Source organism: Alteromonas ponticola (assembly GCF_012911815.1).
Taxonomy (GTDB): domain Bacteria; phylum Pseudomonadota; class Gammaproteobacteria; order Enterobacterales; family Alteromonadaceae; genus Alteromonas; species Alteromonas ponticola.
Window position 1 is genome coordinate 128,816 of the sequence record NZ_JAATNW010000004.1, and the last position, 17,247, is coordinate 146,062.

The window sequence follows — 17,247 nt, forward strand, 5'->3', positions numbered from 1 at the left end:
CCCTGTACTGTTTACTCTGTAGCACTCAATCCGTCCATCGGAAAATTCCGTTTCTATTTTATCTAACAACTGCAGAACTGGCGAATATGTTAATACGGTGTTAGGTATGGATGCACGAACTAAAGCTTCGGCAATGTTGTATTTCGACCGGCATTTTTTGCCTTGTACAAGTAGCCATCAGCCTCACTGATTGCCTGATCAACCTGATTTTTCCCGGATGCATCAGCGATACCAAAACTGACTGTGACCGAAAGTGTTTGCTCGTTGTAGGTAAACTCGGCATTCTCGATTTGCGTACGGATCTTTTCTGCCACGATAAACGCTTGTTGCGTATTAGTTTCCGGCAACAAAATCAGGAATTCTTCGCCGCCCCAGCGCGCCAGAATATCCTGCTTACGAAGTTGCTCAGACATCAGCGTGGCTACCTCTTTTAAAATAAAATCGCCACCATCATGACCAAGGGTATCGTTGACCTTTTTATAGTGATCGATGTCGCAAACTAACACGGTCATATTCAGTCGATAACGCTGGGAACGCTCATATTCGTAGGTCAGATGCTCCCACATACCTCTGCGATTAGGCAATCCTGTCAAAGGATCGTGGCGGGCCTGTTTTTCAAATTTCTGACTTAATTCAGAGATCGTTTTGAACGAGATTTCGCGAGTGTATTCGTAATACGCGGATAAGAATGTGACGGTTAAGAAAGAATAGAGCAACCGCGTTTTAAATTCGTAACCGTAATCAATCAGCAACCACTGGCCGCCGTTAAAAAACAACAGCGCGCTGATGACACAAAAGTAAACAGCCAGGATGGTTAGTCCACGCCGTAATCCGGCCATGAACAGCGTGACTGAAGGCACAAGGTAGCTCCATAAAGGGCCAGTGCCACGTGCCCCGCCTGAATGCACCAGGTACGCGGTCAGTGCCATCAAACAGATAAGCAGGATCGTGGAAGAATATTTATGGGTATCGGCCGAACGGCGCCAGCGCATTAGCAGATGCGAACTGAAAAAAATCAGGCTTGCGGTGTATAACGACAGAGCGAGTGGTAAATCATCTGTCAACAGAGCGCGGGTGGCGAGAACAAAAGTTAGCGATGTTCCGACTGCCGAAAATAAATTAATTACCGCAATCAGCCGACTCTTCTCAGAGTCATAGTCTGGACGATCACCAGTATGAATGTACGCTAAAGCCAGATTTTTCAATACAACACCTGAAAACAGTAAACGTGGTTCGTATATTAGTAGTGTGTCCGAGTTTACTATCAATGTGGATGAAAATTCTACTGCGTCAGCAAATCGAGTAACTGCGCAATATTTTCATTCCCTTGCTGACACTCTAACCACATTGCCTCACAGTTCCACTCTATGTGCAGATAAAAGCGGTGTGAGACGTGCTCGAATTCTGCCTGAAAACGATCCGCTCCCCAGTTGCTATTGATGACGTGTGAACGGGTGGCTTGGGCTAACTGGTCGATAAATTGATTTGTTTCACGCTCATCAACCGGCAGGTCCAAAGTAATAAGGATTATATTGCCCGCGAGCCGGAGGTTGTCAGCTAAACGTGGTCGGGTTAACGGTTGCATCAGTTCCTTCTTACTTTGGTGAGCTGCCAATAAATTTGATGAAAATTAAATCAGAGAATAGTCATGGTGTAGAAGAGATGGTAATGGAGCGAAAATGAAAGTTAAACACCCAACAGACAGTTTTCCCCTTATCAGCTTTAGTTATTGATCAGGCTGTGAAGCTGCTGCGTGGTTTAAGTTTAATTTGCATTTTAGCATGAAGCAGTGTGTGATCGATTGATAACACACTGATAATCAGCGTGTTGGAAAAACCACACCATCTTCACAGACTCACTGACCGCAGTGTCTATCTGTTATTTACCAAATTGAGGGACCTATGCTTACACTGCACCACCTAAACGATTCTCGCTCACAACGCATTCTGTGGTTACTGGAGGAGCTCGGCGCAGAATATCAACTTGAGGTTTACCAGCGGGATCAAAAAACTGGCCTTGCGCCCACCGAATTAAAAGCAATACATCAGTTGGGCAGGGCACCTGTTTTAACTACGGAAAATGGCACGCTGGCTGAATCTGGTGCCATCATAGAGTACTTGGTAAAACACTACGCGGACGCAACATTTGCGGCGCCATCTGACGAAAAAAACTATCAATCATATTTATTTTGGATGCACTTTGCAGAGGGGTCATTAATGCCACCGCTGGTTGCGATGAAAGTGCTTTTTAAAGCGCGTGAGAAAACGCCCCTGTTGTTTAAGCCCGTGGTAAACAAAATGGTGGAGGGGATAATCCGTGCTTATTACGGTCCGAATCTTGAGCAAAGCCTGAAATATATTGAATCCTGGCTATCATCTCATGAATGGTTTGCAGGTAATCAGCCAACCGGCGCTGACGTGCAAATGAGCTTTCCACTGGAGTCGTTGGTAGCAACCGGTAGAGCAAAATCTTACCCAGCTATTACCGAGTTTGTGCAACGTATTCACGCCCGTCCAGCTTATCAGGCAGCCCTTAAAAAGGGAGGGGAGTACTCTTACGCTTAATGTTCGTCGTTTCTGTGTTGGTAGTCGTGAATCAGTTGTAAAAACGCACTGCCATAGCGTTCAAGCTTAGTCTGACCAACCCCACTAACAGCTAAAAATTCAGTCGCATTAGTGGGGAGCTTATTGGCCATGTCGACCAGGGTTGCGTCACTGAAAATAACAAATGGCGGAACTTCATGTTCGTCTGCAAGGGTCTTTCGAAGATGTTTAAAGCGTTTGAATAGCGCTTTGTCATAATCTCCCAACACCACCTTTCTGTCTTTTTCGGGTTTAAATTCAAGCCTTGGCGCCGCCAGTTTCAATTCGCTTTGCCCTCTCAATACTGGCCTGGCAGCTTCGGTAAGTCTTAGCGCGGCGTGAGCAGTTATATCTACCCGAATCAAACCTTTGTGAATAAGCTGATTGATTATATTGTGCCAGTAGCTGTCAGATTGTTCTTTGCCAATGCCGTAGGTGCTGAGCTGGTCATGACCCGCTTCCTGAATTCGTCTAAGCGCTTTGCCCCTGAGAATATCGATAACGTACTGACTCGACGCCTGTTGTTCCAGGCGCAAAACGCATGAGAGTACTTTTTGCGCCAGCACCATACCCTCGATCATCTTTGGCGGGTCCAGGCAAATATCACAGTTACCACATGCGGTATCACTGTATTGCGAGAAATAATTTAACAGAATTTGCCGACGACAGGTTTGTGCTTCGGAAAACGATTCCATCGCGCTAAACTTCTGCACTTCTATCAGTGTCTGATTAGGGTTCTCACCCTGCTCAATCCATTGGCGCACCCTGGCTGCATCGTTTTCGTTAAATAACAACATGGCCTCGGCGGGCAGACCGTCGCGACCAGCACGCCCGGTTTCCTGATAGTAGCTTTCAATACTGCGTGGTACATCATGATGGACCACATAGCGCACGTTCGACTTGTTGATGCCCATGCCAAAGGCCACAGTGGCAACAACAATATCGATTTTTTCGCGTAGAAACTGCTGAAGCACCAATTCCCGTTCATCTGCATCCATACCTGCATGATAAGCGGCGCACTTAAACCCTTGCCGGTAAAGGCGGGCATATAAATCATCCACCTTTGCACGACTGTTGCAGTAGATGATACCGCTGCCTTCCGCATTTTTGACGTACTTTGAAACCTGCTCAAAGGCTTTGTATTTAGACATGACCCGATAGCGAATATTGGGTCGGTCAAAGCTGCCCTTAAAGATAAAAGGTGAAGCAAGGTCTAACTGTGAGACGATATCGGCTTGCGTGGCGGTGTCCGCCGTAGCAGTAAGCGCGATAATCGGGGTAGCGGGGAATTGTCGTTTTAGCGCACTCAGTCCGCGGTAGTCCTGTCTGAAATCATGCCCCCAGTGGGAAACACAGTGGGCTTCGTCAATGGCAAACAGGGCTAACGGTAACTGTTTGATCAGTTGCAAAAAAGAAAACTGTAATAACCTCTCAGGCGACACGTAGAGCAGGTCGAGATTACCCGCTCTTAACGACTCAATGATTTTATGTTGTTGGTCAGTAGAAAGACTGGAATTTAAGAATGCGGCGCGTACACCAGACTCTTTCAATTGCTGAACCTGATCCTGCATTAACGATATTAAGGGTGAGACAACGATTGCGGTGCCTTCTCTCACTAATGCGGGAACCTGATAGCAAAGCGATTTTCCGCCGCCCGTTGGCAATAATACCAGCACATCCTGCCCCTCAATCAGGTTATCGATAACCTCTTGTTGCCCCGGACGGAAGCTGGCATAACCAAACACCTGCTCCAAAATGGTAGCAGCGTTTCTCTGTTCTTGTACGGTGGAGGTGGCGATGGCGCAGGAATCGTTCATGGGGCTTAGTTTACGCGTTTTTTAATGTGGCTTCATCAGTAAAGCCACGCATTTTTTAAAAACCGTTCATTTGTACAGCAAGTATGCAGCTAAGGCCTGCGTAATAGCCTACAATGCAGAGCGTACAACATTTTAAAAAGAATGGGAGATAGTTTGTCGGAGTCTACACTTACACAATCTGAGGTGATTAACCGCGTGGTCAACCTGTTTGAAGAAAATATGCCATTTAATCAACTTCTTGGGGTACGCTTTGTGACAGAAGATGATAGTATCCGGCTCGAAGTTCCGTGGGATGATAAGCTGACAGGAAATCCTTTACAGAAAATTCTGCACGGCGGGGTAACCGCCTCGTTGTTAGATACTATTGGCGGCTTGACCGCTATTTTAAGTGCAGTTAAACAGACGCAGGACAGACATCTTGCTGCGTTAGTTGAAAGACTCCCCACCATGGGCACTGTCGACATGCGGGTGGACTATTTACGTCCTGGTCGAGGCAAGCGTTTTATCGCCACCGCACAAGTTATTCGTAAAGGCAGCAGGGTGGCCGTGTGTCGGATGGAGCTACACAATGAACGAGGCGACCATATCGCCTTTGGTACCGGCACCTATATGTTGGGCTAGCTAAAAACGTTCGGGAGAGCTAAATGGCAGAACCATTACCAGAATTAATTGAAGAGTTTGTCTCGAACCCTCAAGCCGATGATCCAGCCGCGATTTTGACTACCCTCGCCGGGCAGGACGACATCTATATCGCAACCTTGCTGGAGTCGTTACCGGTAGAGCCCCGGGTCAGTGTTTGGGAGGGGATCCCGCGTGATCGCAAACTCGATATTCTGGTAGAGATGCGAAGTGACCCGCGGGAAATTCTGATTGATGCCACCCCTGACGGCGAATGGACCGCTATTTTTGCCGATATTGAAGCAGAAGATTTACTCGAACTGCTCGATTCACTGCCGAATAAATTGATAGAGCTGGCATTTACCGCATTAGACGAACAGCAACAAAAACATTTTAAAGCAGCATCTCAATTCAAAGATGACGAGATTGGTCACTGGATCAATTACGGCATGTTGGTACTGCCGCTGAACGCCAAAGTACGTGATGGGCTACGCCTGATTCGCCGCAATGTTCCATCACATTGTGACACCATCTTTTTAATTAACCGTTCAGGGCAGTTCTCAGCCGCGGTGCGCCTGACTCGAATCTTTGGCTCGCCGGAACATGTGCCATTGGTTGAGCTGACCGAGGAGACAATTCCTGCTTTAAAAGGCAAAGATGACAGCACAACCGCTTCACTGCAATTACAGCGATCAGGCTTTGCATCTTTGCCGGTTATTGATGACAACAATCAATTGCTCGGGCGTCTTGACATTACCGCAGCCAGTGAGCTGGTCAACGAGTTTTATGAACGCCAGGTGATGGCCTCGGCGGGTATGGATGAAGACGAGGATTTATTTGCCCCGGTGGCTAAAAGCGCCAGAAATCGCGCCTTGTGGTTAGGTATCAACCTGTTAACCGCTTTTTTAGCGTCCTGGTTTATCGGTTTGTTTGAAGCCACGCTACAGGAAGTGGTGGCCCTGGCGGTATTAATGCCAGTAGTGGCCAGCATGGGCGGTATCGCAGGCAGTCAAACCCTGACCCTGATCGTGCGCGGCCTGGCTTTGGGGCAGGTAACCAATTCCAACATCAAAGCGTTGATGATAAAGGAGCTTAAAGTCGGCGGAGTGAACGGCATCATCTGGGCGATCATTATCGGTATCGTGGCATACTTCTGGTTTACCAACGCAGCACTTGGGTTGGTCATTTGTTTTGCGATTCTATTCAATATTGTGGCAGCCGCCATCGCAGGGGTGTTCGTGCCCGTGATTCTGGATAAGCTAAAAATAGACCCGGCTTTATCCGGTTCGGTGATTCTCACCACAGTAACTGATGTAGTGGGCTTCGTCGCATTCCTCGGGCTGGGCACGCTTATATTATTGTAATTGGCGTTATATCAATAAATAACGCGCATTCGTCTGCTAGTGCTTGTATGGCGCTGTTATTTTTCAGACAATGCGCGTTCATTTTCGCCTTTAACGATTAAGTCTTTTAATCTCTGGAATTTCGTTTGACCCAGTCTACTATTTCGAACGACGCTGAAAAGCGTTCTCGTGCAGGGGTACTGTTCGCTATTGCGGCATACAGCATGTGGGGCCTGGCGCCCATGTACTTCAAGTTACTTCAGTCTATGCCGGCTATAGAAATACTGATGCACCGGGTCGTTTGGTCGGCCGTCATCCTGGCGGGCCTCATTGTAGGCTTTAAGCAAAAAGCGAAAGTAATTAAAGCTCTGCGTTCGCGTAAAGTGATGACTATTTTATTGATTGCCGGTCTGTTACTAGGCGCGAATTGGTTACTGTTTATCTGGGCTATCAACAGTAATCAATTATTGGATGCCAGCCTGGGCTATTACATTAATCCACTTATCAATATTCTGCTTGGCCGCCTCTTCTTAGGCGAAAAGCTCAGGCCCTTACAGCAGGTTGCGGTCGTACTGGCGATCCTGGGTGTATCTGTACTGGTATTTTCTTATGGTGAACTGCCCTGGATTGCGCTTGTGCTTGCAGGCACGTTTGGCGTATACGGATTGCTGCGCAAGCAGGTTGACGTTGATTCGCTACCGGGGCTATTTATTGAAACCATGATGATGCTGCCGTTTGCGGTGATCTTCTGGGTATGGTTCGCATCGCCGCAAAGTAACATGGCGGAAAACTCGCTTGAGTTTAATGCTATCTTAATTGCGGCGGGGGTTGTGACCACCGCGCCTTTGTTGTGCTTCACCGCAGCGGCAAGACGCATCATGTATTCGACACTGGGTTTTTTCCAATACATCGGACCTACCATGATGTTTATTCTGGCGGTATTTTTATACGGTGAGCCACTGGAAGAAGCCAGATTAATCACCTTTGCCTTTGTATGGACGGGGCTCTTGTTGTTCAGTTTCGATTCGCTCAGGTTCTACCATCGGCAGAAAAAGTTGCGTTTGAATAACGCAACTTCAACACGTTAACATCACGTAGTAAGGGCTCCGCATACCATTGCGGGGCAACTTGCCCGGTCCTCACACGCGTCAGCATGTTTAAATTACATTACGCTACGCACTAAAGTATTATGTCAGAAAACCGTTCCATGGCCTATTTTGTTAACACTTGATTAACAAAAGTGGGCTTTATGAAATTACTTTTTCTTGTAATGGGTTTGCTAACACTTGTCACAGGCCAGGCGTTGGCGCAATGTAGAGATAATGTCGTGCTGGTGCATGGCAATACCGCCACCCCTTCGAGCTGGTCCAATACGCTGGCTGAACTCAAATCACGCGGTTACGCGGATGCCAATATTTTCAATCCTGACTGGGGTTCAAAAAGTTGCGCAGCCTGTAACAACCATAGCGGAGCCGAAGAAACACCGGTCAGAAATGCCATCGTCTCAGCTATCAATAGTTCCTGTACAGGCAAGATTGATGTAATTGGTCACTCTATGGGCGTTACTCTAGCTGCGCAGCAAATTGATAAGCTTGCAGCATCGTCCTACGTTGACACCTTTGTCGGTGTGGCAGGCGCTTTACGCGGACTGCACAGTTGTGGCGTCTATCCCTACAACGTCTGGAACAGTACCTGTGGGTATTATGGTTTATCCATTAGCAGCCCTTTCCTGGATGGACTCTACGGCGCTCCATTGGGTGACAAAGTGTATTCGCTGAAAAGCTACATGGATCAGATAGTGTGTTCAACGGGCACCTGTTATGTCTACGGGGTACACAGCAGCCGCATCTGGTATGAAGATGCCACGTACACCTACTCACTTGGCCACTTTGGTTTGCAGACAGATACGGCAGCTGATCAGGTGGATTTAATCAACTGACGCGAGGGGACGGATTATTGCGTTATGCATGTCTGGTTACGGCCATTAGCCTTCGCTTCGTAGAGCAATTTATCTGCATCTGAAAGCAAAGCTTCAATATTATGTGATGGGCGTGTGCTCAAGCCGATGCTGGTGGTGACGGAAATTTCTGTGTTGTCATATACAATAACAGACCCCTCCACCAGGGTTCGAAATTGCTCCAGCCGTGCAAACGCGTTTTCAGGCGAAAACAACGGTAGATAAATGCAAAACTCTTCGCCACCGAAACGCGCAACATAGACGTCGTCAAATGCCTGCGCGATCAGTTTTGCCACATGTTTTAGTACATGATCGCCAGCATCATGACCGAACGTATCGTTAATTACTTTAAAGTAGTCTAAGTCTAACAACGCCAGCGCCTGATTGGATGGCAGGTTTTTGAAGCTGTGGTTAACCGAATAGAAAAAATGACGACGATTGGGCAAGCCAGTAAGAAAGTCTTTGTTCGCCGCTTCGCGAATCGTGTTTACGTTATCAATCAATTCCAGATTTTGCATAATGCGACATAAAAACTCTTCGTAACAGAAGGGTTTGCGTAACACATCATTAGCGCCACTTTTGATGTAATGGGCAGACAGCAAAGCGCTTTCAATATTTGAAACGCCGATGATGGCTAGTTCCTCTTTAGAAAACTCTTTGCGCAGCGTGGCAATGAAGTCAGTTGAGGAACTTTCGTCGATTCGATCACTGAGAATTACAAGTTGAATATGGGAGTGAAAGTCCAGCGCGTCGATTGCTTCGCTGACACTGCCGGCTTCATAAATAATGAAATGATGACGCTTAAGCAAGGAAACCATCGTCTGGCGACTATGTCGTGACGCATCGACGACTAACACACCGACATGTTTATTCTTTTCCAGTCTCGCCAGCAAGCGACTTAAATAATCATAAAGTTGGCCGTTTTCTTTAGGAATGTAATCGACAACCTGTCTGGCAAGAACGGCAGTACGGGTACTGGCATCATTATTGTTGGTTACTGCGATCGTAGGAAGAAACGCATCAATCGTAAAATCCAGCGCTTCTCCGTGCGGTGCGTCGGGTAAATGATAGTCGACGATGGCACACAAAAACTCTTCTGGGAGCGCTTGGCCGAATTTGAATTTGGCTTCTGACAGGGAATGTGCGCCCACCGGCTGCAGACCCGCTTTTCTGACCAGTTTGGACATCAATGACAAACTGTATGTGCTTTGCTCAACTACCAGCACTTTTTTTTGCATGAACCATTTATCCTGCGTGATATGGTCTATTGCTTTTTCCAATTGTAAGGTGCACTTAAACGCACTTAGTGCATCAGGTGAAATGTCCCTGTCGCCCAATCTTTAACCAATTATGCCTCTTCCAGCTTGGCATATGCAAGCACCAACCATTTACTGCCAAATTCGGCAAAATTGACTTGTACCCGAGCATGTTCACCGGAGCCCTCATAATTGAGTACGACACCTTCGCCAAATTTTCGATGCCTGACACGCTGCCCCAGTGAGAAACCACTATTTTCAAATGCTTCGTGAGAAGTGGCACGGCTGAAGCGGTTGTGCACCGGCCGTGAAATGGTCGATCGTAACCTCACTTCTTCCACGTATTCGGAAGGGATTTCCTGAATAAAACGCGAGATGGTATGGAATTTATCTTGTCCATATAAGCGCCGGCTTTCAGCATAAGTCATAAACAACTTTTGCATCGCACGTGTCATACCTACGTAGGCAAGGCGTCTCTCCTCTTCCATGCGACCTGGCTCGTCATTGGTCATCTGACTTGGGAACATGCCTTCTTCAACCCCGGCTAAAAAGACCAGTGGAAACTCCAGCCCTTTAGCAGTATGAATGGTCATCAGCTGCACCGCATCCTGATCGCTGTCTGCCTGTGCTTCTCCGGCTTCCAACGAAGCATGTGCTAAAAAGGCTGCCAACGGGGTCATTTCTTCGGCTTCTTCGGGCACAACAAACTGCTTACAAGCAGTGACCAGCTCTTCCAGGTTTTCCAGACGAGCCTGTGCTTTTTCCCCTTTTTCCGCCTGATACATGGCATATAAACCCGACCGTTGAATCGCCTTATCTGCCTGCTCCTCAAGGGGAAGTTGGTTAAGCTCCTGTTCCAGATCAGTAATCAGCCCTATGAACGTTTGCAGCGCATTGGCCGCCCGGCCTTTCATACCGCCTTCATGGATCAGTAAATGACTGGCCTGCCACATTGAGCAGTTTTGGCTACGCGCGGTTTGTCTGATTTGTCCCAGCGTCTTCTCGCCCATGCCACGACTGGGGGTGTTCACTACCCGTTCAAAGGCGGCATCGTCATGCGGATGACTGACCAAACGCAGATAACCCAGCGCATCTTTAATTTCCTGGCGTTCGAAAAAGCGCAGGCCGCCGTAGATCCGATAGGCTAAGTTCTCATGCAAGAGTGCTTCTTCCAGTACCCGCGACTGCGCATTGTTGCGATACAAGATGGCACATTCTTGTAAAGAGTTACCCTTGTCAAACCAGCTTTTAATCTGCGAAACGATAAACCGGGCTTCATCCAGCTCGTTAAAGCCCGCATACACGGACACCGGCTCACCTTCGCTACCCTGGGTCCACAACTCTTTACCTAACCGCCCCTCATTATTGGCGATGACCGCATTGGCCGCGTTAAGGATGGTGGCGGTAGAACGGTAATTCTGTTCGAGTCTGATAGTCGAAGGCGAGTGAAAATCTTTTAGAAAATGTTGAATATTATCGATGTTGGCACCACGCCAGCCGTAAATTGACTGATCATCATCGCCTACGATCATTATGGTATTGTTATCGCCACATAGCATGCGTAGCCAGGCATACTGAATATTGTTGGTGTCCTGAAATTCGTCGACCAGCACAGCCTGGAAGCGATTTTGGTAGTGCGCTAGCACGTCAGGATTATTGGCCCACAATTCATGGGCGCGCAGCAACAGTTCGGCAAAATCAACCAGACCTGCGCGGTCACAGGCATCCTGGTAGGCCGCATAAATCTCCTGCATTTTTTTCTGCGTATGGTCATGGTGGGTGTCGATATGATGCGGGCGTAAACCTTCATCTTTATTGCCGTTGATATACCATTGGATCTGACGTGGTGCCCAATGCTTCTCGTCCAGATTCATGGCTTTCAACACGCGGCGAATAAGGCGATATTGATCATCAGAATCGATAATTTGAAAGTTTTCCGGTAGCTTAGCTTCAGCATAATGACTGCGAAGTAAGCGGTGTGCTAAGCCATGGAAGGTGCCAATCCACATGGTATGCATACTGCGATGCATTAGTTTTTCCACGCGTCCGCGCATCTCACGGGCCGCTTTATTGGTAAAGGTTACCGCCAGGATAGAAAAGGGTGCAATGTTCTCTACTTCCATCAGCCAGGCCATTCGGTGCACCAGGACGCGGGTTTTCCCGCTACCTGCACCGGCAAGAACCAGCATATTGGAAAGGGGAGCGGCTACCGCTTCGCGTTGTTTGTCATTTAAATCATCTAGTAGCCGTGACACATCCATAACTTTACCTGTCTTAACGTATTTGAGGTGCATTATGCCAGTAAGCTGGTAATTTATACAGTGAGAATTGCATTTGCGGTTGTGCTGGGTAATGCCCGAGTTCGTAGATCAGTTAGCCCTAGATTATTCTGTTCTTAGATAATCCAAAATGCCATTAAGCAGACGTAGGCCATTATTTTCAGCTTGCGTATGATGCACTACAATCTAGTGTCCTGAGACAATTTGACGGAGTATGACGATGCAGGCAGTCAACAATACCATTGATTTTTGGCGCAAGCTGAAAAATGAAGCGGCCGCTGTAGCGGAAAACGAACCGTTGTTGGCCAGTTACGTTCATGCCTGTGTTTTAACGCACCACAACTTTGAAACCTCATTGAGCTTTATCCTGTCTAATAAAATGGCCGATGACGTAATGCCTGCACTGGCCATACGCGAGGTAATCGACCAGGCCTACCTGTTGCAACCGGCCATTGCAGAAGCGGCCATTGCTGATATCACCGCAGTGTACAAACGGGATGCCGCAACCTCGGACTACCTTACACCCCTGCTGTATTACAAAGGTTTTCAGGCCGTCCAGGTGCATCGTCTAGCGCATTATTTGTGGCAACAGGGCCGCAAGCAACTGGCGTTATTTCTGCAAAGTCGCAATTCACAAACGTTTGGGGTAGACATTCATCCCGCAGCAAGCGTGGGGCAGGGCGTCATGTTTGACCATGCCACGGGCATTGTGGTGGGCGAAACCGCTGTCATTGAGGACAACGTATCAATTCTGCAAAATGTTACGCTAGGCGGAACAGGCCATGAGTCGGGAGATCGTCATCCGAAAATCCGACAGGGTGTGTTGATCGGCGCAGGAGCAAAGATTCTCGGCAATATCGAAATTGGTGAGGGTTCAAAAGTGGGCGCGGGCAGCGTCGTGTTGTCTGATGTCCCTGAACACGTAACTGTGGTAGGTGTACCCGCAAAAGTGGTTGGCCGTCCCTGCTGTCAGCGCCCTTGTGAATCGATGAACCAGAATGTGCTGGAAGATAATTACTCCAACCAACAGTAACGTCAGGCCCGATTTCACTCGCAATGTTTTAACAAGAGCATGGGCTGCTCCCAGTGCCCCTCACTTTGCGAGTGACCGATGGTTTACCTGATTAACTACAGATAAAGCATCTCTTTTCGGGTCGGTGCCAGTTTCGCCAGCAGCTGATTCTGTAATCGATGCGGTACGTCTGCCTTATTCATTGCATTAATCAGCAGGTCAACGGTTCGATTAAAATGCGCTTCGGTGATATTCATGCCGGTGTGTACCTGCGCCATTGAGTCGCCTGTATATTCACACGGGCCCCCTGACAAAGAACATATTTGTTCGCTGAGTTTCTCTTTAAACCGATCAATATTGCTACCTTCAAAATAAGGCAAAATTTGCGTATCGTATTCAATTTCATAAACAAAATTATCAACAATCTCAGCCACTTTTTGCTTGCCACCGAGTTGCTGATAAAGTGAGGAGTGAGTCGCAGTGCACGCACTCACAGTGAGCAGCAGTAACAGTACCAATAATTTCATGTTAATCACCAAAGTTGTCCATTTAACGAAAGATAGAGGCCTGATTGACTTTGTGCGCCGGCAATCGTACCCAGTTCAGCCCATGCGAGGGTCAGGCTAAAATTTTTACTGGGTATATAGGTGACAAAATAGTCTACCCAGTCATCTTCCTGCAAACCGAGATTGTCCGGCTTCTGACGATATTCCATCCCTACCGCCAGGTGGCGAGACAGCAGGATCCCTGCACTGGCTTCGAGCATAATCTCATAATCGTCATTGTTGATACCGCCAAAACCCAGTAAACCCATTTCGTTGGCTTTGGTCGCGCGTGCAGTGACATTCCAAATCGCGTTAAAGCCGCCAATTGCACCTAAGTGTACTTTGGTGGCCGCGATATAAAAGTCGTTGCCGCTGGAGGCTGACTTTGCGCCTAATGCATTGGCGATGGCTTTATCCTCAAGTTGTTTGTGCTGCATACCCACACTGATCTGTGGCCAGTCTGAAAACACCACATCGCCGTACAACCGATACTTTGCGCCAAAAATGTTTTGCTTAATATCTCCACCCAGGCTTTTTAAATCAAAGCGCTGATGAGCCACACTTAATTCCAGCCGGTCGTATACAGAGACACTGGCACTTAACATGGTCAGTCGGTAGTCATCCACGTCGACCTGAGTCGCCGACGAGGTAGCCGAGATTTGCTCGCGGCTGTCGTAACCTGCCAGCGTGGCCCAGGGCACAATACCGCCGCCGCCACTGCCTTCTACCTGTACCAGCCCTGCCGTGCCAATTAACTTGCCTTCTGCGGCAAATACGTTGTGCGTGCTTATGCTAACAAGTGCCACACATGCTAATCGAAAAAATGTGTTCATAATTTTTACTTCTCACGTCGTCCAGTCTGTCGCTAAATTATCGGTGTACCAGCTTATCAGTTGTGATAGTGGTGCTGGTTTGCAGATATAGTAACCTTGGCCCCATTTGCATCCCCATTCACGCAGGAGTGTCAATGATGCTTTGTCTTCCACACCTTCGGCCACCACGTCCAGATTAAAACTCTTAGCCAGATGCAAAATAGTCTGCACAATTTGCTGGTCGCTACGTTGTGTATTCAGTTTAAGTACAAAGCTTTTATCAATTTTCAGCTCTGTCACTGGTAAGCTTTTCAAATACGTCAATGACGAATAACCCGTACCAAAGTCATCTATGGCAAGTGAAAATCCGGCATCCCTGAAACGTTGCAGCTCCGCCACCGCTTTTTTGGGGTCAGACACAATATCACTTTCAGTGATCTCAAATGACAAACAATCATGAGGAAGGTCAAACTCTTTTAATTTGTCAGTGACATTTGAGAGCAAGTGAGGATCTACAATGTCTTTGGCCGATAGATTAATTGCAATACTAAGCCGTACATCATGCTCGCGCAGTGTCACCACATCATCGATGACGGCATTAATAACCCATTGGGTTACCTGATTTATTAAACCGGCTTGTTCTGCAATTGCGATAAACTCATCGGGCGGTACAAAGCCTAGCTGTGAACTGTTCCAGCGGATCAAAGCTTCTGCATGGTCCACCTTATTAGTATTCAGATTAAGTTTCGGTTGATAACAGAGGCTAAGTTCAGATTGCTGAGTGACCAACGCCTTTTTAAGTTCAGAGATAATGGCCAGCCGTCTGACGTAATTACGTTCAAATTCTTCTGCGTACGAGACGATTAGCCCCTGGGTAACACGCGCTTCATCCAAACAAATATTGACCCGCTTAAACACACTCTCACTATCACTGCAATCCTGCGGGCATTGCAGAACACCCAATGCAATCTTTATATTCATGACTACGTCATCAACAATAATCGGCATTTCTATTTTACGTTGAACAATGCTGAGCACTTCGTCGTTGATTTCACGATCGGGAAGCCACAAAAATTCGCCCCCACTCAATCGTGCACATTCGCCATCTAACTGCTCGAATCGGGCAGCGATAGCTTGTAAACAGCGGTCACCACTTTGATAACCGAAAATATCATTGACCCCCCTGAAACCATGAATATTGGCGCCTACCACGACAAACTGGCGGTCCTGTTTAAATCTGGCATCAAGGATTTTGGCGATTTTATAGCGATTATAAATACCGGTGAGCAAATCATGGGTGGCCTGGAACTCAATTTCCGACTGGCGCTCTTTAATATTGGCCTGCATGGCAACAAAAGCGGTGGAAAGCGCATCGATTTCGGTAGTCTTTGAGTCAACCTCAATTACCTGTTCATAATCCCCACCAGAAATCCTGCGTGCATACCGGGACAATCCATACAGGGGTGTAGAAAGTTTTTTTGCAAACATGGCGCCGAACATCAAGGTTAATATCAGTAAAATTGCGGCTATAGCCGTTATTTTTAACTGTAACCGATTAAATTCGCCGTATAGGCGCGTCACATTTTCTGACAGCGTCACCCAGATCTGGTTGTCACCGTTATCAACGTATAAAAAACGTTTTGAGATATACAGTGCATCACTGAATAACAATACGTCTAACCACGACAAATCAGCCGTGGTCAATTGCAATGCCTGCTCCTGGATAGCTGCTTGCAGCGTACTCACTGAGTAAGTGACATTACCTTGCTGTTCAACGCTGATAGTGACATCCAGTTGCGTGATACTCTTTAGCCTTTCCAGCAGGGTGTTATCCACGTCGAAACCAATTAAGGTTATGCCGTGAGGACGCGGGGTTTCTACCACCAGTAAAATAGCCTGGTACAACTGGTCATTCAGCATCATGATAGTGTTGGCACCACCACGTTGATTGGTTTGTTCGATCAAGGTCTGATAAGGAAACTGGCCACCCACCTCCAGGCTGGGATTGGTAGTACTGATGACGGTGCCTTGCAGCGATAATTGGGCCATCAAATCAGCTTCAACCCGCTGACCATGGTTGAGTAATGCGCTTTCTATAGTGGCTTCATCGTCACTGGCGACCGCAGCTTTAAACCCGAAATCCGAAGTGAGGATGTCGACTGAATTGTAAAGTTGCTCTTCTCGATTACTGAAAGTTTGTTTAAAAACAGACTCGGCAATTTGAAGATTGCCTCGCAGTTGCTTTTCGGCATGCTCAACGGTTGAAAACCAGACATTCACCAAAATGGCAATGGCCGATAAAAGTACCAGTCCACCAGTGAGTCTGAATATTTGCTGATTGAGTGATTTTGCCGCCAACTTCAGTCCTTATTGACCAAACTTTCTGGATTTAAAGGTGTTTTTCTTATCCTGTTCTGTGACTTTATTCAATTTCACCTGTCCTACCATGGCCCCGCCGACCTGACTTAATTGCAGCCGTTGCTTCTGCGCGGAGCCGACACCCAAATCAGGATGCCAGATCATAACTTCCGTTATATCGGGTGCACTCAATTGTACGCTACCACCACTGTCAGTTACCTGAGCAAGTTCTTGGTCAGCCACGTAGATATAGCCCACCATGTTGTCGTGAATGTTACAACCCAGTACGGCCAGACCGGGTTTATCGAATAATACCGGCGCCTCATTGGAGCCTTTGTATAGTCGAATCTCAAACGGTTTAATGGCAGAAAAGCTGTACACGTGATGGCGGATGTTATCACTATTGGGAAAGCTCACCTTCTGTCCCTTATTAACCACCAGAACGTTTGGAGAGAATTGTTTATCGATCTGATCCATTATCGCGATGTCATTTGGGTCTGCTGTTACCGATTCGGCTGGCACAGAAACCACTGCATTAATTACCGGCTGATTGTCCTGATCAACAATAGTGATACGTGTGTCCTGGCCAGCATATCCGTTGAAGCTGATAAGCAAACTGCTTATCAGCAAAACCGCTATTTTCATTTATCTCTCTGTAACGATGTAAA

The 17,247-nt window shown here is 47.4% G+C and carries 15 protein-coding genes; 6 read left to right on the forward strand and 9 right to left on the reverse strand.

All coding sequences use genetic code 11. The features are described from left to right. Positions 1 to 119: 119 nt before the first annotated feature. Together HCJ96_RS07720 and HCJ96_RS07725 are read right to left on the reverse strand one after the other, a co-directional pair. Positions 120 to 1,205, reverse strand: coding sequence for a GGDEF domain-containing protein (locus HCJ96_RS07720; RefSeq protein WP_169210473.1), 1,086 nt, complete (start codon positions 1,203 to 1,205; stop codon positions 120 to 122). Positions 1,206 to 1,282: 77 nt separating this feature from the next. Next, a complete protein-coding gene (locus HCJ96_RS07725) occupies positions 1,283 to 1,585 on the reverse strand; it encodes a DUF3630 family protein (RefSeq protein WP_169210474.1) in 303 nt (100 codons plus the stop codon). Between the two features lie 316 nt (positions 1,586 to 1,901). Here HCJ96_RS07725 and HCJ96_RS07730 point away from each other — a divergent pair, with 316 nt between their 5' ends. Beyond that, positions 1,902 to 2,564 (forward strand): glutathione S-transferase, encoded by a 663-nt coding sequence (locus HCJ96_RS07730; protein ID WP_169210475.1) that lies wholly within the window; start codon positions 1,902 to 1,904, stop codon positions 2,562 to 2,564. Here HCJ96_RS07730 and recQ read toward each other — a convergent pair. Beyond that, positions 2,561 to 4,399 (reverse strand): DNA helicase RecQ, encoded by a 1,839-nt coding sequence (recQ, locus tag HCJ96_RS07735; protein WP_169210476.1) that lies wholly within the window; start codon positions 4,397 to 4,399, stop codon positions 2,561 to 2,563. The two genes, HCJ96_RS07730 and recQ, sit on opposite strands and share 4 nt — an antisense overlap. Positions 4,400 to 4,540: 141 nt before the next feature. Here recQ and HCJ96_RS07740 point away from each other — a divergent pair, with 141 nt between their 5' ends. The 4 genes from HCJ96_RS07740 to HCJ96_RS07755 all read left to right on the forward strand — a co-directional run bounded on the left by HCJ96_RS07740 (position 4,541) and on the right by HCJ96_RS07755 (position 8,299). Then, positions 4,541 to 5,020, forward strand: coding sequence for a thioesterase family protein (locus HCJ96_RS07740; protein WP_169210477.1), 480 nt, complete (start codon positions 4,541 to 4,543; stop codon positions 5,018 to 5,020). 23 nt (positions 5,021 to 5,043) lie between these two features. Then, positions 5,044 to 6,381, forward strand: coding sequence for a magnesium transporter (locus HCJ96_RS07745; RefSeq protein ID WP_169210478.1), 1,338 nt, complete (start codon positions 5,044 to 5,046; stop codon positions 6,379 to 6,381). Positions 6,382 to 6,506: 125 nt separating this feature from the next. Further along, a complete protein-coding gene (rarD, locus tag HCJ96_RS07750; protein WP_281358571.1) occupies positions 6,507 to 7,448 on the forward strand; it encodes an EamA family transporter RarD in 942 nt (313 codons plus the stop codon). 161 nt (positions 7,449 to 7,609) lie between these two features. Next, positions 7,610 to 8,299 (forward strand): alpha/beta fold hydrolase, encoded by a 690-nt coding sequence (locus HCJ96_RS07755; RefSeq protein ID WP_169210479.1) that lies wholly within the window; start codon positions 7,610 to 7,612, stop codon positions 8,297 to 8,299. Between the two features lie 14 nt (positions 8,300 to 8,313). Here the strand turns inward: HCJ96_RS07755 and HCJ96_RS07760 are convergent, their stop codons facing one another. After that, positions 8,314 to 9,555 carry a diguanylate cyclase gene (locus HCJ96_RS07760; RefSeq protein WP_169210480.1) on the reverse strand — a complete coding sequence of 414 codons (1,242 nt, stop codon included), beginning with the start codon at positions 9,553 to 9,555 and terminating at the stop codon, positions 8,314 to 8,316. Positions 9,556 to 9,665: 110 nt separating this feature from the next. Further along, positions 9,666 to 11,834 carry a DNA helicase II gene (gene uvrD / locus HCJ96_RS07765; RefSeq protein WP_169210481.1) on the reverse strand — a complete coding sequence of 723 codons (2,169 nt, stop codon included), beginning with the start codon at positions 11,832 to 11,834 and terminating at the stop codon, positions 9,666 to 9,668. Positions 11,835 to 12,072: 238 nt separating this feature from the next. On the opposite strand from uvrD, the gene cysE reads away from it, so the two are divergent. Further along, positions 12,073 to 12,885, forward strand: coding sequence for a serine O-acetyltransferase (cysE, locus tag HCJ96_RS07770; protein ID WP_169210482.1), 813 nt, complete (start codon positions 12,073 to 12,075; stop codon positions 12,883 to 12,885). 95 nt (positions 12,886 to 12,980) lie between these two features. Here cysE and HCJ96_RS07775 read toward each other — a convergent pair whose 3' ends face one another. From HCJ96_RS07775 to HCJ96_RS07790, 4 genes are read right to left on the reverse strand one after another with little or no spacing between them, the layout of a single operon-like run. Beyond that, positions 12,981 to 13,391, reverse strand: coding sequence for a group I truncated hemoglobin (locus tag HCJ96_RS07775; RefSeq protein WP_169210483.1), 411 nt, complete (start codon positions 13,389 to 13,391; stop codon positions 12,981 to 12,983). Between the two features lie 5 nt (positions 13,392 to 13,396). Further along, positions 13,397 to 14,242 carry a DUF3034 family protein gene (locus HCJ96_RS07780; protein WP_169210484.1) on the reverse strand — a complete coding sequence of 282 codons (846 nt, stop codon included), beginning with the start codon at positions 14,240 to 14,242 and terminating at the stop codon, positions 13,397 to 13,399. A gap of 12 nt (positions 14,243 to 14,254) precedes the next feature. Beyond that, on the reverse strand, positions 14,255 to 16,579 hold the full coding sequence (locus tag HCJ96_RS07785) for a putative bifunctional diguanylate cyclase/phosphodiesterase (protein WP_169210485.1): 2,325 nt from the start codon (positions 16,577 to 16,579) through the stop codon (positions 14,255 to 14,257). A 9-nt stretch (positions 16,580 to 16,588) separates the two neighbouring features. Further along, positions 16,589 to 17,224 carry a methylamine utilization protein gene (locus HCJ96_RS07790; RefSeq protein WP_169210486.1) on the reverse strand — a complete coding sequence of 212 codons (636 nt, stop codon included), beginning with the start codon at positions 17,222 to 17,224 and terminating at the stop codon, positions 16,589 to 16,591. Between the last annotated feature and the right edge of the window lie 23 nt (positions 17,225 to 17,247).